Genomic DNA, 23,398 nt, shown 5'->3' with positions numbered 1-23,398 from the left:
GTGAATAAAACTAGATCGTGCCGCAGACTTTCTCAATTAATTCCGCAGGGAACTGCATCGACTGCATGATGTGTTCAATCATGCTGCATTTGCGGCCGGTATTGGTATTGGTGATGACCCACCACGGCGTACCCGGAACCTGTTTCGGCTTGGTCTGGTTGCCGCTTTTCAGCAGGATCCGTGAATCTTCGGCAAAGTAGACGCGGGTGCGTCCGTGCAGAGACTCGGTCGCCTCGGAAAACGCTTTATTATCCAGAGAATAGAGCGTCGTCAGGATCAACATAAAACGGTTAACCGCGCGTTTTTGTTCGGCGTACTCATCTGATAACAGCAGTTCGCGCATGGCGCGGACTTTATCTTTCGCCGGGTTCGCAGGTTTAACCTCAACGACAGGAGTCGCTGACGGTGCCGGAACCGCTTTCGCGATCGGTGCGGTAGTCTGGGAAGCGGCGGAAAATTTCAGCATGCGCCGTAAAATGTCGGATGCACTCTCACCAATATGCTGGGTGTGGCTGGCAATATAGCGATAGAGATCATCATCAACTTCAATTGTTTTCATCTTAATCCAGTGCGATATCTTATTCTGAATACAAGTTGTCAGGATTATAAGGACAAATCCTGACCGCGAATAGCGTCAAACCAGGATGGCGGTAAAACTCAGATAGCTCTGGGTCTTGCAGCCGGATGGCAGAATGTCCAACATAATACCCTAACCCGACGAAGCGAAAAAAAGAACTTTGCCATGAAATTAAATAGCCGCGCGCAATCTGCACAAAATCCGCACAATAATTCTCCTGTCATCCTCGTCCACGGTCTGTTCGGCAGTCTCGACAACCTCGGGATCCTCGCTCGCGATCTGGTCAGTGACCACGATGTTGTGCAGGTTGATATGCGCAATCATGGGCTTTCCCCACGTTCGCCAGAGATGACCTACGCGGCAATGGCGCAGGATCTGATCGATACACTGGACGATCGGCAGATTGAGAAAGCCACGTTTATTGGTCATTCGATGGGCGGCAAAGCAGTGATGGCGCTCAGCGCCGTGGCAGCCGAGCGCATTGATGGCCTGGTCGCTATCGATATTGCCCCTGTGGATTATCACGTACGGCGCCACGACGAAATTTTTGCCGCCATTAATGCCGTCACCACCGCCGCCTCGACCACCCGCCAGCAGGCAGCGGCCGTTATGCGTGAACATCTGCAGGAAGAAGGTGTGATTCAGTTCCTGCTGAAATCTTTCGTCGACGGCCAGTGGCGCTTTAACGTACCGGTGTTATGGGACCAGTACCCGCACATTGTGGGTTGGGAACCCATCCCGGCGTGGCCGCATCCGGCGCTGTTTATCCCAGGCGGGAATTCACCTTACGTCACCGATGCCTATCGTGACACCCTGCTCGCCCAGTTCCCGCAGGCGCGGGCCCATGTGATTGCCGGAGCCGGCCACTGGGTCCATGCCGAGAAACCGGAGGCCGTTTTACGCGCAATTCGCCGCTATCTGAGCACGCGACAGGCCTAACTGGCTAAAAACTGCCCGACCGCGCAGCAGAATGCCCGCGGTCGTTGGCGCAGCGGTTCGCCTGATGTATTATGGCGCGCTATCTGTGTCGGCTATAGCCCGACAACCTGTTTCCCCGAAGTCACTCAGAATCATGGCAAAAGAACAAACGGACCGTACGACATTAGATTTGTTCGCAACCGAGCGGCGCCCGGGAAGACCAAAGACCAATCCGCTTGCGCGCGATGAACAACTGCGCATCAACAAACGTAATCAGCTCAAGCGCGATAAAGTTCGCGGGCTGAAGCGTGTTGAGCTAAAACTCAACGCGGAGGCAGTAGACGCACTCAATGAGCTTGCGGAAGCACGCAATATGAACCGCAGCGATTTGATCGAAGAGATACTCATGACTCAGCTGGCAGCCCTGCATCGCCAGGATAAAGCCTGAAAATCCTCAAAAAAACGCTTTCATGTAGCAGAGTGTGCAGTCGGGCGTGATTGCTGTTTCCGCCCCCTCGCCTGTTCTGCTATGATTGCCGTTATCTGCGGGCATTACGCCACTACCACATTATTAAGTTTCAAGAGGTTATTTTACTCATGGCAATCATCGGCATCTTTTTTGGCAGCGACACGGGCAACACCGAGAATATTGCAAAAATGATTCAGAAGCAGCTTGGTAAAGATGTTGCTGATGTTCACGACATTGCCAAGAGCAGCAAAGAAGATCTGGAAGCCTACGACATTCTGCTGCTCGGCATTCCTACCTGGTACTACGGTGAAGCACAGTGTGATTGGGACGATTTCTTCCCGACGCTGGAAGAGGTCGACTTCAACGGTAAACTGGCTGCGCTGTTTGGCTGCGGCGACCAGGAAGACTATGCAGAATATTTCTGTGATGCATTAGGCACCATTCGCGACATTATCGAGCCGCGCGGCGCCACTATCGTGGGCCACTGGCCGACGGCGGGCTACCATTTTGAAGCCTCTAAAGGCCTGGCGGATGACGACCACTTCGTCGGTCTGGCTATCGATGAAGATCGCCAGCCTGAATTGACCAACGAACGTGTCTCGCAGTGGGTGAAGCAGGTTTCTGAAGAGCTGCATCTCGAAGAAATCAAAAACGCATAATGATCAAACGGCGTTACCTTATGGTTTCGCCGTTTTGATAGGTAAAAGCAATAAAACTAATAGCTACAAGTTTTTAACTTTTAACCACATATCTGTACAATGTCCTCTGATTCGATGAGGTCAGGTGACGCAGTTTGTAACTGGCACCTCGTTTTTAACAGCATACAAGGCACGATGCTTGCGGTTTTCATTTCAACATGGCAGTTCTATAATGAGACGCATTACATCGGGTGATTCTCTGTATTACTTCCGCTGATGGAAGTAGATCGATTAGCAACAGGACAGATTCCGCATGACTGACAACAATACCGCATTAAAGAAGGCTGGCCTGAAAGTCACACTTCCACGATTAAAAATCCTGGAAGTTTTGCAGGAACCGGATAACCATCACGTCAGTGCGGAAGACTTATACAAACGCCTGATCGACATGGGTGAAGAAATTGGTCTGGCTACCGTTTACCGCGTACTGAACCAGTTTGACGATGCAGGCATTGTTACCCGCCATAATTTCGAAGGCGGTAAATCTGTTTTCGAACTGACGCAGCAGCATCATCACGATCACCTTATCTGCCTTGATTGCGGCAAAGTGATCGAGTTCAGTGATGACTCTATTGAAGCGCGCCAGCGTGAAATCGCTACCCGTCACGGCATCCGTCTGACCAACCACAGCCTGTACCTGTACGGCCACTGTGCAGAAGGCGATTGCCGCGAAGATGAGCATGCACACGACGCGGTGGAAAAATAAGTTTCCCGCGTGCAAACAGTAAAAAGCCAACCTGACGGTTGGCTTTTTTTATGCACTGATTATGCGGAGTTGGCAGGAGGTTATCAGGGTTTGGTATTGTTGCTGCGGATCTCTTTCCAGATCTGGTCGCAACGCGCCTTCACCGCCTGATCGTTGCCGGTGCGGGTCGCCAGAATACACTGCTGGTAATCGAGGACTCGTACGCTTTCCTGGTTGGCGAACTGCTGATGCTGCTTATCTTCTTTCAGCACATCCAGCACGCTCTGGCAGGCCTGGACTTTGTCCGGGTTACCTTCCGCCGTATTAATGCAGGCGCTGTAGGCATCTTTCAGTTTTGTATCTTCTTTCGGCGCAGGAGACTGCGTACAGGCTACCAGCCCTGATGCCATTAGTGCGATGAGCAATAGTTTCTTCATCATTAACCTCTCAGAGTTGCGGCAGGTTCAGGCCTGCCGCGACGGCATCAGAAAATAGTGAACGGGGCAATAACCATGAATTTCACGTCACGCTCATCCTGGAAGATGTTGCCATAACCACCGCTCCAGCTCGGGATATCGGAGTGGTTGTCGTACTGCGTGAAGTGCAGTTTGAACAGCGTACCTTTGGCTCGCCCGTCCTGGACGGTATACATGGCATCCAGGCTGTAGGCAGACTCTTTCAGACGGGTATCCGCGTTGTAATAAGCGTCCGGCGTGGACATTCTGCCCGGCTTAGCATCCCATGCGTAAACGTATGATGCGCCAAACGCCCAGCCCGGCATGTTCCAGTTTTTCATGTCATACATCGCGCCGAAGAACACCGCTTTTTCACCGTTGGCGTTGAAGTCAGAGCGGTTATCCCACCACACATCAAGACGACCGTTGGACGACGCATAGGTTGGGGTCATACGCTGCAGGAAGTAACCCTGCTGACCGTCGGCTTTCACCCAGGTCCCTTCCAGGCGCAGGTCAAGCACATCAGCGACCTTGTAACCGAAGGTCAATGCCTGCAGCCAGGCGGTACCGTCGTAAATATCGTTGCTGCCGCCGTTGCTGACTTTGTCACGCGTACCGTAGAACTGGTAGCTGGTGTTTAACGGCGTACCGGCAATATCAAATTTGTAGCTGGCTTTGGCAAAATACTGGTCGATATAGCCTTCAGCCTGACCAAACGCCGCTTCCAGCACGAGGTCATTTTTAAAATCGTATTTGGCGCCCAGTGAGTGCAGATAATCGACTTTGGTTTTCTTGTCGTTCTGGTAGAACTCATCCATCTCGATGTGCCACGGCGCTTTATATTCGTTCGTCCACATGTAGGAGAAACTCAGCGCACCGGCGTCGCCGTAATCAAAATTGGCTCCGGCTTCAGCACCCTGGTAGGTACCCGGCATAAAGCTCCAGTGCGGAGCCAGCAGCGTTTGCCCGGTTGGCTGGATATAACCAGCACGCGCCCATACCGGGCCGTATTTAAATTTCGCCGCGGCCTTATACAGGCTGATCCCGCTCTTATCGCCAGAGTAATCTTCGTCATACGCTTTATTTCGTGAAGAGAAGGCAATTTCGTTCGGGTGTCCGCTTTCGCTGCTTTCCGCCATTTCGATGGCGGTAAAGGCCGCCACGTCGATACCGAACATATCGGCAGCATAACCAGACTGGAAGTCGAGGTTGGCGTTCCAGGTGGAGTGAGAAAGGTTGGTTTTGTACTTATCGCCGTCGGTCACATCTTTACGGTCACGCTCACGCTGCCAGTAATAGATACCGCCGGTTAATGTGGAATCATCAATAAATCCTGCTGCGCTGGCCTGCGGAACAACGATCCAGCTCGACATCGCGGTGACGGCGGCAATAGCCAACGCCAGCGTACTACGTTTGCCACTAAACGTACGCATGTGCATATCCTCTTTGACGTTTTAAAAGCGGTGCCAAGGGCAAACCGCGAAAAAATAAATAAGACTGCTAAAAAGTGGAGCGGTAAAAATCCGCATAACCACTATTGATAGACTATTTTTCGTGACGCGAATTATCAATCTCTTTCGCCGACCAAAGCTTAAGATTATGACAAAGCGCACATATTCTATTTCTTTTTGTTACAATATTAGCCGTCATACTTTTATCGCGGAAGTGCTTGCAAAATCAGGACAAAAAAGAAATGAAAGCGCTTACAACGCTTTTTCACGCCAACATCGCCAGCAGACCCGGAGGAAAATTCAGCCAGCTGCAAACAAGATTAATTCGCATCACGAAAATTACCGCCCCTGCTTGTTGGCGCATCGTTTCAGCGGGAATATTTGTCGTCCCCTCCTCCCGACGAAATTCAATGATCTACAGTTAATCTATTCATTGCCTTATAAAGTTATTGAAGCCATGCGTTTTGAGTTAACAACTTATTTTCAGGGGCGATTCTGGCTGCTGCTGGCGGTGTGCGCGGCATTAATAAGCTATTTCTTACTACCGCGAGGATTGGGGACTATTCAGCGCGCGTTGATTAGCTGGAACGTGCTGGCGTGGCTGTATTTGCTGTTTATGTGGTTGAGAATGCTGTTAACCAACGTCAGCGATATCCCACGTATCGCCAGAATACAAGACCAGAGCGCGACCCTGGTATTAACCCTGATGATACTGGCCTGTTCGGCCAGTATCATTACCATTCTCAGCGAGCTTTCCACCCTGAAGAACCTTACCGGTGGCACCCGGGTACTGCATCTGGTATTGACGGCAACCACTCTGATTGCCTCCTGGACTTTGTTACCAAGCTCTTTCGCCATGCATTACGCGCACCGACATTACCTGACCCTCAGCGATGAGGTCACGCCGATGATTTTCCCGGAAAAACCCGACGCGCCGGGTTATTGGGATTTTCTCTACTACTCCTTCACTATCGCCGTCGCCTCGCAAACCGCAGATGTCGCTACGGGGACCACCGACATGCGTAAAATAACCCTGCTCCAGTCGGTTATCTCATTCATATTTAATCTCATTATTCTGGGTCTATCGGTAAATGTCGGGGCCGGATTATTAAGTTAGCGACAGAAATGGCCGGCAGGATGCGCCAGACAACGCCTGAGCGACTGTTGTCAGCAAAGAGGTCGTGACAGGTGAGATAAAAAAAAACGCCGCTTAGCGCGGCGTTTTTGATGGCAATATGCGACGCAGATTTATGCGCCGATTTTCGCCCAGGTATCACGCAGGCCCACGGTGCGGTTAAACACCAGATGGGTAGCGGTAGCATAACGGCTATCGAGGCAGAAATAGCCTTCACGCTCGAACTGATAGGCTTTGCTGGCCTGTGCATCCGCCAGGCTCGGCTCCGCGAAGCCGTGCTTAATCACCAGTGACTCCGGGTTCATAACCGTCAGGAAATCGTCCTCTGCGCCCGGGTTCGGCACGCTGAACAGACGATCGTAAAGACGGATTTCAACCGGCAGCGCGTGTGCTGCACTCACCCAGTGAATTACGCCTTTCACCTTACGGCCATCGGCAGGATCTTTGCTCAGCGTATCGGCATCATAGGTACAGAAGATGGTGGTGATGGTACCTTCTGCATCCTTCTCTACGCGCTCGGCTTTGATCACGTAGGCATTGCGCAGGCGCACTTCTTTGCCCAGCACCAGACGCTTGTACTGCTTGTTGGCTTCTTCACGGAAGTCAGCGCGGTCAATCCAGATCTCGGCGCTGAACGGAACGTCGCGGCTGCCCATCTCCGGCTTGTTCGGATGATTCGGCATCGTCACCATTTCGCTACTGCCCTGCGGGTAGTTTTCGATAACCAGTTTAACCGGATCGATCACCGCCATCGCACGCGGAGCGTTTTCATTGAGGTCTTCGCGGATGCAGGATTCCAGCGACGCCATCTCAATGGTGTTGTCCTGCTTGGTCACGCCAATGCGCTTGCAGAACTCGCGGATGGACTCAGCGGTATAACCACGACGACGCAGACCAGAAATGGTCGGCATACGCGGATCATCCCAGCCTTCAACGTGTTTCTCGGTCACCAGCTGGTTCAGCTTACGCTTAGACATCACGGTGTATTCGAGATTCAGGCGCGAGAATTCATACTGACGCGGGTGAACCGGGATGCTGATGTTATCCAGCACCCAATCGTACAGGCGGCGGTTATCCTGGAACTCCAGAGTACACAGCGAGTGAGTAATGCCTTCCAGCGCATCGCTGATGCAGTGAGTAAAGTCGTACATCGGGTAGATGCACCACTTGCTGCCGGTCTGGTGGTGATCGGCGAATTTAATACGGTACAGCACCGGATCGCGCATCACGATAAACGGCGAAGCCATATCGATTTTCGCACGCAGGCAGGCTTTGCCCTCTTCAAAACCACCGGCACGCATTTTTTCAAACAGCGCCAGGTTCTCTTCGACGCTGCGATCGCGGTACGGGCTGTTTTTACCCGGCGCTTTCAGCGAACCGCGGTACTCGCGAATTTCATCCGCCGACAGTTCGTCTACATAGGCCAGGCCTTTGTTAATCAGCTCAACGGCATACTGGTGCAGTTGATCAAAATAATCAGACGAGTAGCAAACTTCCCCGGACCAGTGGAAACCTAACCACTGCACGTCGTTTTTAATCGACTCAACGTATTCGATATCTTCTTTCACCGGGTTGGTGTCATCGAAACGCAGATTGCATTGGCCTTGATAATCCTGAGCAATACCGAAGTTCAGGCAAATAGATTTTGCATGGCCAATGTGCAGATAACCGTTCGGTTCCGGTGGGAAACGCGTGTGAACGGTGGTGTGCTTACCAGTAGCCAGATCTTCATCAATGATCTGACGAATAAAGTTAGTCGGGCGGGCTTCTGCCTCACTCATCGTGGGTTCCTCAAAGCGTAAACAACGTATAACGGCACATGATCTTACAAGCAGGGCGTAGTGACAACTATTAGTTACGCAAAATCGCTATCTGAAGATGATTATGGGGTCATTTGCGGTAAAAAAAAGCGGCGGAGGTTTCCCCCCGCCGCTCAGGCATAAACTCTACTCAGGAGCCTTACTTGCCTTTAATCTCATACAGTGGCGTCTGGCCGGCGACAACCTTACCGGTCGCCAGAATCACCAGCGCGCTGTAGTCATCGCTGTTGCTGCAGACTACCGGGCTGATCATTGAGCGTGCATTGGCATTCAGGAAGTCGAGATCCATTTCCAGAATTGGCTGGCCGGCTTTGACTTCCGCCCCCTCTTCTACCAGACGTTTGAAGCCCTTGCCTTCCAGCGCGACGGTATCGATGCCCATATGGACCACAATTTCCGCGCCGTTTTCGGTTTCCAGACAGAACGCGTGGTTGGTATTGAAGATCTTAACCACAGTACCTGCTGCTGGTGCGACCACGGTTTTATCCGTCGGTTTCACCGCCACACCGTCGCCGACCGCTTTGCTGGCGAAGGCTTCATCAGGCACCTGCTCCAGCGCCACGATATCACCGGTAATTGGCGATACCAGCGCCTCGATGGTTTTGGCATTCGCCACGGCCTGCGGTTTTGCCGCCGCTGTCGCTGCGGGTGCACTTGCCGTGGCCGCTGCTGCTGCAACCGGACCGGTGCTCTTCATCGCGTTAGCAATTTTTTCGGCGACGAAGCCTACGATGATCTGGACGCTGGTTTTGTTCAGGCGAATCACGCCGGAAGCCCCCAGTTTTTTCGCCAGTGCTTCATTCACTAATGCGGAGTCTTTGACGTTCAGACGCAGGCGGGTGATACAGGCGTCGATACCGGTCAGGTTGTCAGAACCGCCGACGGCGGCAATGTACTGACGCGCCAGGCCTGCAACATCCTGCTCTTTATCTCCGCTCACATTCACATCCTGACCATCCGCTTCGCTGCCGGCAACCGCCAGTTCACGACCCGGGGTCATCAGGTTGAATTTAGTGATGGTGAAGCGGAACACCACGTAGTAAATCACGAAGAACACCAGACCCTGCGGGATCAGCATGTACCAGTGAGTTGCCAGCGGGTTACGGGTGGACAGGAACATATCCACCAGACCGGCGCTGAAGCCGAAACCGGCAATCCAGTGCATGCTCGCCGCGATAAATACGGAGATCCCCGTCAGTACGGCGTGGATGAAATACAGTACCGGCGCCACGAACATGAAGGAGAATTCCAGCGGTTCGGTGATACCGGTAAAGAAGGCAGCAAATGCGCCCGCCATCATAATACCCAGCACTTTCGCTTTATTCTCAGGACGTGCGCAGTGGTAAATGGCCAGCGCCGCCCCCGGCAGACCGAACATCATGATTGGGAAGAAGCCCGCCTGATAACGACCGGTGATACCGATTTCCGCTTTACCCGCAGCGATAGACTGTGCACCGCCGAGGAAGTTAGGAATATCGTTGATACCGGCAACGTCAAACCAGAATACGGAGTTCAGCGCGTGGTGCAGACCAACCGGGATCAGCAGACGGTTGAAGAACGCATAGATACCTGCGCCCGCAGAACCGAGTTTCTGAATGTGTTCACCGAAGTTGACCAGACCATCAAAAATGACCGGCCAGACGTACATCAGGATGAACGCGACGGCGATCATCACAAACGAGGTGAGGATCGGCACCAGACGTCGACCGCTGAAGAACGACAGCGCTTTCGGCAGCTCAACACCGCTGAACCGGTTGTACAGCTCGGCGGAGATGATACCGACAAGAATACCAACGAACTGGTTGCTGATTTTACCGAAAGCAGCAGGAACCTGGTCCGCAGGGATCTTTTGGATCATCGCGACCGCAGCAGGAGAACAAAGCGTGGTCAACACGAGGAAGCCCACAAAACCGGTCAGTGCCGCAGCACCATCTTTATCTTTGGACATACCGTAAGCCACACCAATGGCGAACAGTACGGACATGTTGTCGATGATGGCAGAACCGGACTTGATGAACAACGCCGCAAGAGCGTTGTCGCCACCCCAGCTAACCGGGTCAATCCAGTAACCGACACCCATTAAGATCGCTGCCGCTGGCAGCGTGGCGACCGGCACCATCAGTGCGCGACCAACCTTTTGTAAATAGCCTAGAATGCTCACTTTATTCCCCCTATTAGACCCCGTAAGGCTCGTGTAAAGCCATTTTTTTATTGTGTAACCAGGTCAGATTTTTAACTTACTGGTAAAGTGTGTTGAAAATTAATTCGTATCGCAAATTAATTACGTATTTTTTGTGACTATAATCACCAAATATCGTATTACCCCCTCCCGATGACTGGCTAACTTCGAAAACTTATTTTATCATTCAAAAAATCAACACGGATTGACCCCGGTCGGCGTAGAGACTGCAATACTCTTAATAGTATGCTGGCGCCAATCCGCCAGGTTCTAATTTAACTATAGAGGTGAAGAATGAGACTGATCCCCCTGGTAACCGCTGAACAAGTCGGCAAATGGGCCGCTCGCCATATCGTTAATCGCATCAATGCGTTCAAACCGACAGCAGACCGTCCGTTTGTCCTTGGTCTGCCTACCGGTGGCACCCCTCTGACCGCTTACAAAGCGCTGGTTGAGATGCACAAATCAGGCCAGGTCAGCTTCAAACATGTTGTCACCTTCAACATGGACGAATACGTTGGTCTGCCGAAAGAGCACCCGGAAAGCTATCATAGCTTCATGCATCGTAACTTCTTTGATCACGTTGATATTCCTGCGGAAAACATTAACCTTCTGAATGGCAACGCGCCAGATATCGATGCAGAATGCCGTCGTTATGAAGAAAAAATCCGCTCTTACGGCAAAATTAACCTGTTTATGGGCGGCGTGGGCAACGACGGACATATCGCGTTCAACGAACCAGCCTCTTCTCTGGCTTCCCGTACCCGCATTAAAACCCTGACCCATGACACCCGCGTGGCAAACTCCCGCTTCTTCGACGGCGACGTTGACCTGGTACCCAAATACGCCCTGACCGTTGGCGTCGGTACTCTGCTGGATGCCGAAGAAGTGATGATTCTGGTGCTGGGCCATCAGAAAGCGCTGGCGCTGCAGGCGGCAGTTGAAGGTAACGTCAACCATATGTGGACCATCACCTGTCTGCAGCTGCACCCGAAAGCGGTTGTGGTCTGCGACGAGCCGTCCACCATGGAGCTGAAAGTGAAGACGTTGAAATACTTCAATGAATTAGAAGCCGAAAACGTCAAAGGGCTGTAAGGTAGTCTGGTCCTGCGGCACGTCCGCGGGACATTTCATTTTTTTGATGCGCCCGCTCCCCTCGCGCTACCCAGGCCAGACCTGGAGACGCCAGCGGCAGGAGCGTGCGTGAACCGGGGGTCGTAATGTATGCATTAACCCAAGGCCGGATTTATACCGGTCATGAAATTTTGGATGACCATGCGATTGTTATCGCTGATGGCCTTATCGAACGTATCTGTTCACTGGCTGATTTACCGTCTGGGATTGAGCAACGCTCGGTCAATGGCGCCATTCTTGCCCCCGGTTTTATCGACGTCCAGCTGAATGGCTGCGGCGGCGTGCAGTTTAACGACAGCCCTGATGCGGTTACTGTCGACACGCTGGAAATCATGCAAAAAGCCAACGAACGTTCTGGCTGCACCAGCTATCTGCCAACGCTTATCACCTCCAGCGACGACCTGATGAAACAGGGCGTGCGCGTGATGCGTGAGTACCTGCAAAAACATCCGAACCAGGCGCTGGGCCTGCACCTCGAAGGCCCATGGCTGAACATGGTGAAGAAAGGCACGCACAACCCGGATTTTGTTCGCAAACCGGATGCGGCGCTGGTCGATTTCCTTTGTGAAAACGCCGATGTGATTACCAAGGTGACGCTTGCGCCCGAGCGCGTCGACAGCGAAGTGATTCGCCAACTGGTCGCGGCCGGGATCGTCGTTTCCGCCGGGCACTCCAACGCCACATTGAAAGAGGCAAAAGCAGGCTTCCGCGCGGGCATCACCTTCGCCACGCACCTGTATAATGCTATGCCGTATATTACCGGGCGTGAACCAGGCCTGGCGGGCGCAATTTTTGACGAGCCGGACGTTTACTGCGGTATTATCGTCGACGGCATGCACGTCGATTATGCTAACGTGCGGAATGCAAAACGCCTCAAAGGCGACAAGCTGTGTCTCGTTACCGATGCCACCGCCCCGGCGGGTGCAGAGATTGAGCAGTTCATTTTTGCTGGTAAAACAATATACTACCGGAATGGGCTGTGCGTGGATGAAAACGGTACCCTCAGCGGGTCTTCACTGACCATGATTGAAGGTGTCCGGAACCTCGTCGAACATTGCGGTATTGCACTGGACGAAGTGTTGCGGATGGCAACCCTCTACCCTGCACGCGCAATCGGCGTAGAACAGCAGCTCGGCAGCATCGCACCGGGTATGGTCGCTAACCTGACCGCCTTTACCCGCGATTATAAAATCATCAAGACCATCGTTAATGGTAACGAGGTCGTCACTGAGTAAGTAAAGTATGACAGCAGGCGGACATGCTCAAATTGGTAACGTTGATCTCGTAAAACAGCTGAACAGCGCGGCCGTATACCGGCTCATTGACCAGCACGGCCCTATCTCGCGCATTCAGATTGCGGAACAAAGCCAGCTTGCCCCTGCCAGCGTGACAAAAATCACGCGTCAACTGATTGAACGCGGACTGATCAAAGAAGTCGATCAGCAGGCCTCCACCGGAGGCCGCCGCGCCATATCTATTATTGCGGAAACCCGTAATTTCCACGCTATCGGGGTACGTCTTGGCCGCCATGACGCCACCCTGACCCTGTACGATCTGAGCAGTAAGACGCTGGAAGAAGAGCACTTCCCGCTGCCGGAGCGCACCCAGGAAACCCTGGAGCACGCCCTGCTCAACATCATTGCCGCCTTTATTGAACGCTGTCAGCGCAAAATCCGCGAGCTTATCGCCATCTCGGTGATTCTTCCCGGTCTGGTTGACCCGGAAAGCGGCGTGATTCGCTACATGCCGCATATTCCGGTCGAGAACTGGGGGCTAGTCGAAGCGCTGGAAAAACGCTTTAAAGTCACCTGCTTTGTAGGACACGACATTCGTAGTCTGGCACTTGCAGAACACTATTTTGGTGCAAGCCAGGACTGCGAAGACTCAATTCTGGTGCGCGTTCATCGCGGGACCGGCGCGGGAATTATCTCCAATGGCCGTATTTTTATCGGCCGTAACGGCAACGTTGGTGAAATCGGCCATATCCAGGTAGACCCGCTCGGCGAGCGCTGCCACTGCGGCAATTTCGGCTGTCTGGAAACCGTGGCGGCGAATGCTGCTATTGAGCACCGCGTACAGCACCTGCTCGAACAGGGTTACCAGAGCCGGCTGACCATCGATGACTGCTCGATCAAAACCATCTGCAAAGCCGCCAATAAGGGCGATGCGCTGGCTTGTGAAGTCGTCGAACACGTCGGTCGTCACCTCGGGAAAACCATCGCGATTGCGATTAACCTGTTTAACCCGCAAAAAGTGGTGATCGCCGGCGAGATTGTCGAAGCGGAGAAAGTGCTGCTACCTGCGATTGAAGGCTGCATTAATGCCCAGGCGTTGAAGGCGTTTCGCAAAAATCTGCCGGTAGTGCGGTCCACGCTGGACCACCGTTCTGCCATCGGCGCTTTTGCGCTGGTGAAACGCGCCATGCTCAACGGTATTCTGCTCCAGCGTTTGCTGGAAAGCTGATGCGGCTATATAGTTTCGCCTTTCTTTTAATGATGTCGGACAGTCGATGACCATTCAAAACGTAATCTGTGATATTGACGGCGTGCTGATGCACGACAACGTGGCCGTACCGGGCGCGGCTGAATTTATCAAACGTATCCTCGATAAAGGGATGCCGTTGGTGATGTTGACCAACTACCCTTCCCAGACCGGACAGGATCTGGCAAACCGTTTCGCCACCGCCGGGATCGATGTACCGGATAGCGCCTTTTACACCTCCGCGATGGCGACGGCGGACTTCCTGCGTCGTCAGGAAGGCAAGAAAGCCTACGTCGTCGGAGAAGGCGCGCTGATCCACGAACTGTATAAAGCCGGCTTCACCATTACCGACGTTAATCCGGACTTTGTTATTGTCGGTGAGACCCGCTCCTTTAACTGGGAGATGATGCATAAAGCCGCCTTCTTCGTCGCTAATGGCGCGCGTTTTATTGCTACCAACCCGGATACGCACGGGCGCGGTTTCTACCCGGCCTGCGGCGCGCTCTGTGCCGGTATTGAGAAAATATCCGGACGCAAACCTTTCTACGTGGGCAAACCGAGCCCGTGGATTATCCGCTCTGCGCTGAATAAAATGCAGGCGCACTCCGAGCAGACGGTCATCGTCGGCGATAACTTACGGACCGATATCCTGGCGGGCTTCCAGGCAGGCCTGGAGACAATCCTGGTGCTCTCCGGCGTCTCTACCCTCGACGATATCGACAGCCTGCCGTTCCGACCGTCGTGGATCTATCCTTCCGTCGCCGAAATTGATGTTTTCTGAATAAAACCACGTCTCAGGACGTGGTTTTTCATTTACGACTCACCAGGAAGCCCCACCATCTAATAAAAACGGCTTATTATTGAGAATTCATCAATAAACAAGCTCAAAAGATGTGCTTTTTTTACTATTCAACAATCGTCATTGCGTTTTTTGTTTTAGTGACCCTAAATCCCTTGCGCCCCTCTCTCCTTTGCGGCATTTTCTTATCCATGCACTAAGACATCGCAGTAAGACGACGTCTGCACAACATCACAACACGATAGGGTAATGGAGAAGGTTATGTGTTCAATTTTCGGCGTACTGGATATTAAAACTGACGCGGTCGAACTGCGTAAAAAGGCACTGGAACTTTCCCGCCTGATGCGCCACCGCGGTCCTGACTGGTCCGGTGTGTACGCCAGTGATAAAGCAATTCTGGTCCATGAGCGTCTGTCTATCGTTGACGTGAACGCCGGCGCCCAGCCGCTGTACAACCAACAAAAAACCCACGCCCTGGCGGTCAACGGTGAAATTTACAACCACCAGGCGCTGCGCGCAGAATATGGCGACCGCTACACCTTCCAGACCGGCTCTGACTGCGAAGTGATCCTCGCGCTGTATCAGGAGAAAGGCCCGGCATTCCTCGACGATCTGCAGGGGATGTTCGCCTTCGCCCTGTACGACAGTGAGCAGGACGCTTACCTGATTGGCCGCGACCATATCGGTATCATTCCGCTGTATATGGGCCACGACGAACACGGTAACTTCTACGTTGCTTCTGAAATGAAAGCGCTGGTGCCAGTTTGCCGCACCATTAAAGAGTTCCCGGCAGGTAGCTACCTGTGGAGCAAAGACGGTGAAATCCGTGAGTACTATCAGCGCGACTGGTTTGACTATGACGCGGTAAAAGACAACGTCACCGATAAAAACGAGCTGCGCCAGGCGCTGGAAGAATCCGTCAAAAGCCATCTGATGTCCGACGTCCCTTACGGTGTACTGCTGTCTGGCGGTCTGGATTCATCGGTGATTTCTGCTATTACCAAAAAATTTGCCGCGCGCCGGGTTGAAGATCAGGAACGCAGTGAAGCCTGGTGGCCGCAGCTGCACTCCTTCGCCGTCGGCCTGCAGGGATCACCGGACCTGAAAGCCGCGCAGGAAGTGGCAAATCATCTGGGGACCGTACACCACGAGATCCACTTCACCGTGCAGGAAGGCCTTGATGCCATTCGTGACGTTATCTACCACATCGAGACCTATGATGTGACCACCATCCGCGCTTCCACGCCGATGTATTTGATGTCGCGTAAAATCAAAGCCATGGGCATCAAAATGGTGCTGTCCGGCGAAGGTTCTGATGAAGTGTTCGGTGGTTATCTCTATTTCCACAAAGCCCCGAACGCCAAAGAATTGCATGAAGAGACCGTGCGTAAACTGCAGTCGCTGCATATGTTTGACTGCGCACGTGCCAACAAAGCAATGTCGGCCTGGGGTGTGGAAGCTCGCGTACCGTTCCTGGACAAACAGTTCCTTGATGTCGCGATGCGCATCAACCCACAGGATAAAATGTGCGGCAACGGCAAAATGGAAAAGCATATCCTGCGTGAATGCTTTGAATCCTACCTGCCGGCCAGCGTCGCCTGGCGCCAGAAAGAGCAGTTCTCTGACGGCGTAGGTTACAGCTGGATCGATACGCTGAAAGAAGTCGCGGCGAAACAGGTTACTGACCAGCAACTGGAAACCGCCAGCTTCCGTTTCCCGTACAACACGCCGTCATCAAAAGAGGCGTACCTGTACCGCGAAATCTTCGAAGAGCTGTTCCCGGTTCCTAGCGCCGCTGAATGCGTGCCTGGTGGTCCTTCCGTGGCCTGTTCTTCCGCCAAAGCGATTGAATGGGATGAGGCGTTCAAAACCATGAACGATCCATCAGGACGCGCCGTCGGCGTTCACCAGTCAGCGTACAAATAAGCGTTTTACTGCGACAACGGACCCTCAGGGGTCCGTTTTTTTTATGGTTTTTTTTCGCATAAAAAACGAGAAATAACTAATAATTGCCGATTATTGCATCACGCTGTTCGCAACCTAACCAAACAGTCACATTCCGGCGATTTTCCGTGAAAAAGGGGTTGACGCTCGCAGGCCCAATACGCATAATGCGCCCCGCAACGCCGATAAGGTAACGCGAAAAAAGATGGCTACGTAGCTCAGCTGGTTAGAGCACATCACTCATAATGATGGGGTCACAGGTTCGAATCCCGTCGTAGCCACCATCTTTTTTGCGGGAGTGGCGAAATTGGTAGACGCACCAGATTTAGGTTCTGGCGCCGCAAGGTGTGCGAGTTCAAGTCTCGCCTCCCGCACCATTCACCCAAAGCGTTGCACGGATGGGGTATCTCCTGGTTGTAAGATAGCCACAAGGCTACCGGCAATAAGTTTGTAGATACCTCTTCTGGAAGTACAAGATTTTCTGTTGGGGTATCGCCAAGCGGTAAGGCACCGGTTTTTGATACCGGCATTCCCTGGTTCGAATCCAGGTACCCCAGCCATATTTTTCGATATTTGCGGTTCACCGCGACGGTCATTGGGGTATCGCCAAGCGGTAAGGCACCGGTTTTTGATACCGGCATTCCCTGGTTCGAATCCAGGTACCCCAGCCATCGAAAAATATGATAGTATTTGGCTACGTAGCTCAGCTGGTTAGAGCACATCACTCATAATGATGGGGTCACAGGTTCGAATCCCGTCGTAGCCACCATATAAAGTATTTATTGATTAGGTTCGATAAATCTAAAAAAATTGTTGGGGTATCGCCAAGCGGTAAGGCTCTGGTTTCTGATACCAGCATTCCGAGGTTCGAATCCTCGTACCCCAGCCAATTTAAAAAGTCGTTCACACTGTGAGCGCACCCGTTGGGGTATCGCCAAGCGGTAAGGCTCTGGTTTCTGATACCAGCATTCCGAGGTTCGAATCCTCGTACCCCAGCCACTTATAGTAAAAAAGCTCGCTTCGGCGGGCTTTTTTGCTTTCTGCGGTCGGTCATTTTAGATAGCCCCCGACGGCGCACAACGCCAGCCGGGAGCCCGGGATTACAAACCTAACGCATACTTTAACGCCCGACGCTTAACGACGCCGGCGTGGGCCGCCGCTATTAGGCCGATATTACGCAACACCCGTACAGGTGGCAGATCGTTGCTGAAGCCGGCGTAAAACAGATCCATCCCCGACTGCATCATTAAATTATCCGCCCGACGTCGCGCCTGATAGCGCTCGAGCACGGATAACCCTGCCCATGTCTCGCCGTGGCTTTTCGCCTCAACCAGTACGTCCAGCAGCGCATCGACATCACGATAGCCCAGATTAACGCCCTGCCCTGCCAAAGGATGAATGGTATGCGCCGCATCACCCACCAGCGCCAGTCCCGGCTGAACATACTGCATCGCATGGCGACGGGTCAGTGGAAATGCCCCGGCGTTCAGCGGTGTCACCTGACCAAGCCGCGAAGGGAAATGACGCATAATCTCCTGCTGTAGCTGCGGCATACTCATGGCCTGCAGCTGGCGAATGCGCGCGGGCGTGTCGTACCACACCAGCGACGCCCAGTCGTCAAACAGCGGCAGAAAGGCCCGTGGCCCCGCTGGCGTAAACTGTTGCCAGGTGCTGTCTCCGGGGTCATTCGCGCACTGTACGCTGATGAGCATGCAGGATTGCCGATACTGCCACGCCTGGACGCCTATGCCGGCCAGCTGGCGTACCTGAGAATTTGCGCCATCCGCACCGATCACCAGTGCCGCAGCACACTCGCTGCCATCGTTCAGTCGCAACGTCGTGCCCGTAGGCTCGCGCTGCATCGCCTGCAACGCAGACCCTACCCGCAGCGTGACCTGCTGATGCACCTCCAGCGCCTGCCACAGGGCGAGCTGCAGCACGTTGTTTTCAACCATATAGCCCAGCTCGGGCAGCTTCAGCTCCGCGGCATCAAACGTCACATGCGCAGGTTCCCACTCCCAGGTCTCCAGACGACGATAGGCATGCACACGCATTGCGCGCATCGCCTCCCAGACGCCGAGGCTTTTGAGTAGCGCGACCGACGAGGCACCGATGGCCGAAATACGCACATCCGGCGGTGCTGAAGCGTCAAATGCCGGCGGTATCGACGGCTCAATGACCGTCACCGTAAACCCGTGTTGCGCCAGCCCCAACGCCAGAGCGCCGCCCACCATTCCGCCACCGACAATGGCGACATCTGTTGCATGAATTGTCATGGTGATTATCCTTAAACCAGAATCTGCTCAGTTTACCGGATTTTCCGTCACCTTGCGGTGATTACGCTCGTACTGGTCAGGGCGCGACCAAAGCATTACAATACCCGTCCTGCAATTCGGGCTTACTCGTCGTCTTTCAAATTGCAGACGTGTTGGCAGCACCCGCCGGCCTCAGTGAGAACGTTTTCTCTACTGCAGTGGCTTCCCGGACTTGCCGCCTTCCTGCAATTCGACATTCACAGAATAAAAGTATACGTACCCGTCATTTTGAATTTCTATCATTAAGCATGAGCAAGTCGATGACAAAAAAACTCCATATTAAAACCTGGGGCTGTCAGATGAACGAATACGATTCATCAAAGATGGCCGACCTGCTGGATGCCACGCACGGGTATCAACTGACCGAAGTGGCTGAAGAAGCGGATGTGCTGCTGCTCAATACCTGCTCAATTCGTGAGAAGGCACAGGAAAAAGTCTTCCACCAACTGGGACGCTGGAAGCTGATTAAGGCCAAACGCCCGGATGTCATCATCGGCATTGGCGGCTGCGTGGCGTCTCAGGAAGGTAAACTCATCCGCCAGCGCGCGCATTACGTCGATATTATTTTTGGCCCGCAGACTCTGCACCGTCTGCCGGAAATGATCGACACTATTCGCGGCATGCGCGATCATCGTAAGCCGATCATCGACGTCAGCTTCCCGGAAATCGAAAAATTCGACCGACTGCCGGAACCAAAAGCCGAAGGTCCGACGGCCTTTGTCTCCATCATGGAAGGCTGCAACAAATACTGCACTTACTGCGTGGTACCTTACACCCGCGGTGAGGAGGTCAGCCGCCCTTCTGACGATATCCTGTTTGAAATCGCCCAACTGGCGGCTCAGGGCGTCCGTGAGGTCAACCTGCTGGGCCAGAACGTTAACGCCTGGCGCGGTGAGAACTACGACGGGACCACCGGCAGCTTTGCCGACCTACTGCGTCTGGTGGCCGCGATCGACGGCATTGACCGTATCCGCTTTACCACCAGCCATCCGATCGAATTCACCGATGACATCATTGACGTCTATCGCGATACGCCAGAGCTGGTGAGCTTCCTGCACCTGCCGGTACAAAGCGGGTCTGACCGGGTACTGAATATGATGGGCCGTACGCACACGGTACTGGAATATAAAGCCATCATCCGCAAGCTGTACGAAGCCCGCCCGAACATCCAGATAAGTTCCGACTTTATCGTCGGCTTCCCGGGTGAAACCAACGATGATTTCGAAAAAACTATGAAGGTCATTGCTGACGTCAATATGGACGTCAGCTACAGCTTTATTTTCTCCGCGCGTCCGGGTACGCCGGCGGCCGATATGGTTGACGACGTGCCGGATGAGGTTAAAAAACAGCGTCTGCACATTCTTCAGGAACGCATCAACCAGCAGGCCATGGCCTGGAGCCGACGCATGCTCGGCACCACCCAGCGTATTCTGGTGGAAGGCACCTCGCGTAAGAGCATCATGGAGCTTTCCGGGCGCACCGAGAATAACCGCGTGGTCAACTTTGAAGGCTCCCCGGATATGGTTGGCAAGTTTGTCGATGTTGAAATCGTGGACGTCTACACCAATTCGCTACGCGGCAAAATTGTGCGTACTGAAGAGGAAATGGGGCTGCGTATCGTGGAATCTCCGGAATCCGTTATCGCCCGTACCCGCAAAGAAAACGATCTTGGCGTGAGCACTTACCAGCCGTGATCCGCAGAGGCCTGCCAAACCTGGCGGGCCTTGTTTTTCCTCTCCCTGGCCCAATATTTATCGCAATGCTTGCGCCATTTTTCCATGACGTGAATAATTTCCTTACAGGCCGAAGACGTTCGCCGTCCGGCAAAACGTGTAAAGAGGAACAGCTTGAACATAGAAACCCGTGAAATAACCCTGGAGCCAGCGGATAACGCACGCCTGTTGGGGCTGTGCGGCCCGTTTGATGACAACATCAAGCAACTGGAGCGCCGCCTGGGCATCGAAATTAATCGTCGTGACAATCACTTCAAACTGACCGGACGCATGATCTGCGTGAACGCAGCGGCCGATATTTTACGCAGCCTGTACGTCGATACCGCCCCTATGCGCGGCCAGATTCAGGATATTGAACCGGAGCAGATCCACCTGGCCATCAAAGAAGCCCGGGTGCTGGAGCAAAGCGCTGAGAGCGTGCCGGACTATGGCAAGGCCATCAATATCAAGACCAAACGTGGCGTCATCAAGCCACGTACGCCAAATCAGGCGCAGTACATCGCCAATATCCTCGACCATGATATTACCTTCGGCGTCGGCCCGGCCGGGACCGGGAAAACCTATCTGGCAGTGGCTGCGGCGGTCGACGCGCTTGAACGTCAGGATGTGCGTCGTATTCTGCTGACCCGCCCTGCCGTGGAAGCCGGGGAAAAACTGGGCTTCCTGCCCGGCGATCTGAGTCAGAAAGTCGATCCGTACCTGCGCCCGCTGTACGATGCGCTGTTCGAAATGCTTGGCTTCGAGAAAGTCGAAAAGCTGATTGAGCGCAACGTTATCGAAGTCGCCCCGCTGGCCTATATGCGCGGCCGTACGCTGAACGATGCCTTTATTATTCTCGATGAAAGCCAGAACACCACCATCGAACAGATGAAGATGTTCCTGACCCGTATCGGTTTTAACTCCAAAGCGGTGATCACCGGCGACGTCACGCAGATTGACCTGCCGCGCAGCACCAAATCCGGCCTGCGCCACGCCATTGAAGTGCTGGCCGAAGTCGATGAAATCAGCTTCAATTTCTTCCACAGCGAAGACGTGGTCCGCCATCCGGTGGTTGCCCGTATCGTCAATGCGTATGAAGCATGGGAAGAAGCCGATCAAAAACGTAGAGCAGAACTGGCCGCCGAGCGCAAACGCGAAGCCCAGGAACAGGAGCAAAAATGAGTCAGGTTATTCTCGATTTACAGCTGGCTTGCGAAGATAACGGCGGATTGCCGGATGAAGCCCGGTTCCAACACTGGGTCGATGCGGTGATCCCTCAGTTCCAGGAAGAATCAGAAGTGACGATTCGCCTGGTCGACGAAGCCGAAAGCCACGAGCTGAACCTGACCTATCGCGGCAAGGATAAACCCACTAACGTGCTCTCCTTCCCGTTTGAAGCACCGCCGGGGATCGAACTGCCGCTGCTGGGCGATCTGATCATCTGCCGTCAGGTAGTTGAACAGGAAGCCAAAGAGCAAGAGAAACCGCTGGAGGCGCACTGGGCACACATGGTTATCCACGGCAGTCTGCATCTGCTGGGCTATGACCATATCATTGATGAAGAAGCGGAAGAGATGGAAGCCCTCGAAACAGAGATAATGCTTGCTCTGGGCTATGAGGATCCGTACATTGCCGAGAAGGAATAGCCTGCCGCCGGTCTGACCGGCGAGCAGCACCCGTGCCGTCCGGCGCTGAGCATACGCGCGACGAGCGACATTTAACTAACATGAGAACCCACACGACGCCATGAGCGACGACAATTCACACAGTAGTGACACAGTAAACAGCAAAAAGGGATTCTTCTCCCTGTTACTCAGCCAGCTTTTTCACGGAGAACCCAAAAACCGTGATGAACTGCTGGAGCTGATCCGTGATTCCGGGCAAAACGACCTTATCGACGAAGATACGCGCGATATGCTCGAAGGGGTAATGGATATCGCCGACCAGCGCGTCCGCGATATCATGATCCCTCGCTCGCAGATGATTACCCTGAAACGCAACCAGACGCTGGACGAATGCCTCGATGTGATCATCGAGTCCGCCCACTCGCGTTTCCCGGTGATCAGCGAAGATAAAGATCACATTGAAGGGATTCTGATGGCCAAAGATTTGCTGCCGTTTATGCGCAGTGACTCTGAAGCGTTCAGCATGGAAAAAGTGTTACGCCCGGCGGTTGTCGTGCCTGAAAGCAAGCGGGTTGATCGCATGCTGAAGGAGTTTCGCTCCCAACGCTATCATATGGCTATCGTGATCGATGAGTTCGGTGGCGTCTCTGGTCTGGTGACCATTGAAGACATTCTCGAACTGATCGTTGGTGAAATCGAAGACGAATACGATGAAGAAGAAGACATCGATTTTCGTCAGCTGAGCCGCCACACCTGGACGGTGCGCGCTCTGGCTCCGATTGAAGACTTCAATAAAGCCTATGGTACCCATTTCAGCGATGAAGAAGTCGACACCATTGGTGGGCTGGTGATGCAGGCCTTTGGTCATCTGCCGGCACGTGGCGAGTCGGTTGACATTGATGGTTACCAATTCAAGGTCGCTATGGCCGACAGCCGACGTATCATCCAGGTTCATGTCAAACTTCCTGATGACGCACCGCAGCCGAAGCTGGAAGACTAAT

Annotated in this window: 21 protein-coding genes and 7 tRNA genes; 21 read left to right on the top strand and 7 right to left on the bottom strand. The window is 53.4% G+C overall.

Annotated features, from left to right (window positions below):
• Positions 1–10: 10 nt before the first annotated feature.
• A complete protein-coding gene (gene seqA, locus ACMYSO_RS21085) occupies positions 11–559 on the bottom strand; it encodes a replication initiation negative regulator SeqA (protein WP_434585900.1) in 549 nt (182 codons plus the stop codon).
• A 183-nt stretch (positions 560–742) separates the two neighbouring features.
• Between seqA and ybfF the strand changes: the two genes are divergently transcribed.
• The 4 genes from ybfF to fur all read left to right on the top strand — a co-directional run bounded on the left by ybfF (position 743) and on the right by fur (position 3,368).
• Positions 743–1,516, top strand: a complete 774-nt coding sequence (gene ybfF, locus ACMYSO_RS21080; protein WP_434667560.1) for an esterase — start codon at positions 743–745, stop codon at positions 1,514–1,516.
• A 133-nt stretch (positions 1,517–1,649) separates the two neighbouring features.
• Entirely contained in the window at positions 1,650–1,943 is a 294-nt protein-coding gene (ybfE, locus tag ACMYSO_RS21075) for a LexA regulated protein (protein ID WP_174508396.1), read from the top strand.
• Between the two features lie 149 nt (positions 1,944–2,092).
• Complete coding sequence (gene fldA / locus ACMYSO_RS21070) at positions 2,093–2,623, top strand: flavodoxin FldA (RefSeq protein WP_174508395.1); 531 nt, start codon at positions 2,093–2,095, stop codon at positions 2,621–2,623.
• 292 nt (positions 2,624–2,915) lie between these two features.
• Entirely contained in the window at positions 2,916–3,368 is a 453-nt protein-coding gene (fur, locus tag ACMYSO_RS21065; RefSeq protein WP_123755968.1) for a ferric iron uptake transcriptional regulator, read from the top strand.
• 83 nt (positions 3,369–3,451) lie between these two features.
• Here the strand turns inward: fur and chiQ are convergent, their stop codons facing one another.
• Together chiQ and chiP are read right to left on the bottom strand one after the other, a co-directional pair.
• Complete coding sequence (chiQ, locus tag ACMYSO_RS21060; protein ID WP_434587021.1) at positions 3,452–3,784, bottom strand: ChiQ/YbfN family lipoprotein; 333 nt, start codon at positions 3,782–3,784, stop codon at positions 3,452–3,454.
• A gap of 47 nt (positions 3,785–3,831) precedes the next feature.
• Positions 3,832–5,235 (bottom strand): chitoporin ChiP, encoded by a 1,404-nt coding sequence (gene chiP / locus ACMYSO_RS21055; RefSeq protein WP_434667556.1) that lies wholly within the window; start codon positions 5,233–5,235, stop codon positions 3,832–3,834.
• Positions 5,236–5,710: 475 nt separating this feature from the next.
• On the opposite strand from chiP, the gene ACMYSO_RS21050 reads away from it, so the two are divergent.
• On the top strand, positions 5,711–6,370 hold the full coding sequence (locus ACMYSO_RS21050; protein WP_434667553.1) for a DUF1345 domain-containing protein: 660 nt from the start codon (positions 5,711–5,713) through the stop codon (positions 6,368–6,370).
• Between the two features lie 131 nt (positions 6,371–6,501).
• On the opposite strand, the gene glnS is transcribed toward ACMYSO_RS21050, so the two are convergent.
• Together glnS and nagE are read right to left on the bottom strand one after the other, a co-directional pair.
• The gene (gene glnS, locus ACMYSO_RS21045; RefSeq protein WP_434585905.1) at positions 6,502–8,169 is read right to left on the bottom strand and encodes a glutamine--tRNA ligase; all 1,668 of its coding nucleotides are present in this window, start codon (positions 8,167–8,169) and stop codon (positions 6,502–6,504) included.
• A 178-nt stretch (positions 8,170–8,347) separates the two neighbouring features.
• The gene (nagE, locus tag ACMYSO_RS21040) at positions 8,348–10,369 is read right to left on the bottom strand and encodes an N-acetylglucosamine-specific PTS transporter subunit IIBC (RefSeq protein ID WP_434667550.1); all 2,022 of its coding nucleotides are present in this window, start codon (positions 10,367–10,369) and stop codon (positions 8,348–8,350) included.
• A 312-nt stretch (positions 10,370–10,681) separates the two neighbouring features.
• Between nagE and nagB the strand changes: the two genes are divergently transcribed.
• The 12 genes from nagB (at position 10,682) to ACMYSO_RS20980 (ending at position 17,744) form a co-directional block, all read left to right on the top strand.
• Positions 10,682–11,482: a glucosamine-6-phosphate deaminase gene (gene nagB / locus ACMYSO_RS21035; RefSeq protein ID WP_123755961.1), complete on the top strand. Its 801-nt coding sequence runs from the start codon at positions 10,682–10,684 to the stop codon at positions 11,480–11,482.
• A 125-nt stretch (positions 11,483–11,607) separates the two neighbouring features.
• Positions 11,608–12,756 (top strand): N-acetylglucosamine-6-phosphate deacetylase, encoded by a 1,149-nt coding sequence (gene nagA, locus ACMYSO_RS21030; RefSeq protein ID WP_434585907.1) that lies wholly within the window; start codon positions 11,608–11,610, stop codon positions 12,754–12,756.
• 7 nt (positions 12,757–12,763) lie between these two features.
• Positions 12,764–13,984: a DNA-binding transcriptional regulator NagC gene (gene nagC, locus ACMYSO_RS21025; protein WP_434585908.1), complete on the top strand. Its 1,221-nt coding sequence runs from the start codon at positions 12,764–12,766 to the stop codon at positions 13,982–13,984.
• 46 nt (positions 13,985–14,030) lie between these two features.
• Positions 14,031–14,783, top strand: coding sequence for an HAD-IIA family hydrolase (locus tag ACMYSO_RS21020; RefSeq protein WP_123755958.1), 753 nt, complete (start codon positions 14,031–14,033; stop codon positions 14,781–14,783).
• A gap of 279 nt (positions 14,784–15,062) precedes the next feature.
• Positions 15,063–16,727, top strand: a complete 1,665-nt coding sequence (gene asnB, locus ACMYSO_RS21015) for an asparagine synthase B (protein WP_123755957.1) — start codon at positions 15,063–15,065, stop codon at positions 16,725–16,727.
• 225 nt (positions 16,728–16,952) lie between these two features.
• Positions 16,953–17,029, top strand: a tRNA-Met gene (locus ACMYSO_RS21010).
• 8 nt (positions 17,030–17,037) lie between these two features.
• Positions 17,038–17,122, top strand: a tRNA-Leu gene (locus ACMYSO_RS21005).
• Positions 17,123–17,230: 108 nt separating this feature from the next.
• A tRNA-Gln gene (locus tag ACMYSO_RS21000) sits at positions 17,231–17,305 on the top strand.
• 36 nt (positions 17,306–17,341) lie between these two features.
• Positions 17,342–17,416: transfer RNA gene (locus ACMYSO_RS20995), tRNA-Gln, on the top strand.
• A gap of 21 nt (positions 17,417–17,437) precedes the next feature.
• Positions 17,438–17,514, top strand: a tRNA-Met gene (locus ACMYSO_RS20990).
• A gap of 45 nt (positions 17,515–17,559) precedes the next feature.
• Positions 17,560–17,634: transfer RNA gene (locus tag ACMYSO_RS20985), tRNA-Gln, on the top strand.
• 35 nt (positions 17,635–17,669) lie between these two features.
• Positions 17,670–17,744 (top strand) — tRNA-Gln (locus tag ACMYSO_RS20980).
• Positions 17,745–17,845: 101 nt separating this feature from the next.
• On the opposite strand, the gene ubiF is transcribed toward ACMYSO_RS20980, so the two are convergent.
• Entirely contained in the window at positions 17,846–19,021 is a 1,176-nt protein-coding gene (gene ubiF, locus ACMYSO_RS20975) for a 3-demethoxyubiquinol 3-hydroxylase (protein WP_434667547.1), read from the bottom strand.
• Between the two features lie 299 nt (positions 19,022–19,320).
• Here ubiF and miaB point away from each other — a divergent pair, with 299 nt between their 5' ends.
• Positions 19,321–20,754, top strand: a complete 1,434-nt coding sequence (gene miaB / locus ACMYSO_RS20970) for a tRNA (N6-isopentenyl adenosine(37)-C2)-methylthiotransferase MiaB (RefSeq protein ID WP_434667544.1) — start codon at positions 19,321–19,323, stop codon at positions 20,752–20,754.
• On the opposite strand, the gene ACMYSO_RS20965 is transcribed toward miaB, so the two are convergent.
• A complete protein-coding gene (locus tag ACMYSO_RS20965) occupies positions 20,742–20,915 on the bottom strand; it encodes a hypothetical protein (protein WP_434667541.1) in 174 nt (57 codons plus the stop codon). The genes miaB and ACMYSO_RS20965 overlap by 13 nt on opposite strands.
• Here ACMYSO_RS20965 and ACMYSO_RS20960 point away from each other — a divergent pair.
• From ACMYSO_RS20960 to corC, 3 genes are all read left to right on the top strand, one after another.
• On the top strand, positions 20,908–21,954 hold the full coding sequence (locus ACMYSO_RS20960; protein ID WP_434585911.1) for a PhoH family protein: 1,047 nt from the start codon (positions 20,908–20,910) through the stop codon (positions 21,952–21,954). The two genes, ACMYSO_RS20965 and ACMYSO_RS20960, sit on opposite strands and share 8 nt — an antisense overlap.
• Complete coding sequence (gene ybeY / locus ACMYSO_RS20955) at positions 21,951–22,418, top strand: rRNA maturation RNase YbeY (protein ID WP_434585912.1); 468 nt, start codon at positions 21,951–21,953, stop codon at positions 22,416–22,418. The genes ACMYSO_RS20960 and ybeY overlap by 4 nt, the downstream gene beginning before the upstream one ends.
• 100 nt (positions 22,419–22,518) lie before the next feature.
• Positions 22,519–23,397, top strand: a complete 879-nt coding sequence (gene corC / locus ACMYSO_RS20950) for a CNNM family magnesium/cobalt transport protein CorC (RefSeq protein ID WP_123755952.1) — start codon at positions 22,519–22,521, stop codon at positions 23,395–23,397.
• Position 23,398 lies beyond the last annotated feature (1 nt).

This window comes from Klebsiella sp. B345, assembly GCF_051131735.1.
In the GTDB taxonomy this organism is placed as follows: Bacteria; Pseudomonadota; Gammaproteobacteria; order Enterobacterales; family Enterobacteriaceae; genus Klebsiella.
This window is presented reverse-complemented; position numbering and strand designations above follow the sequence as displayed.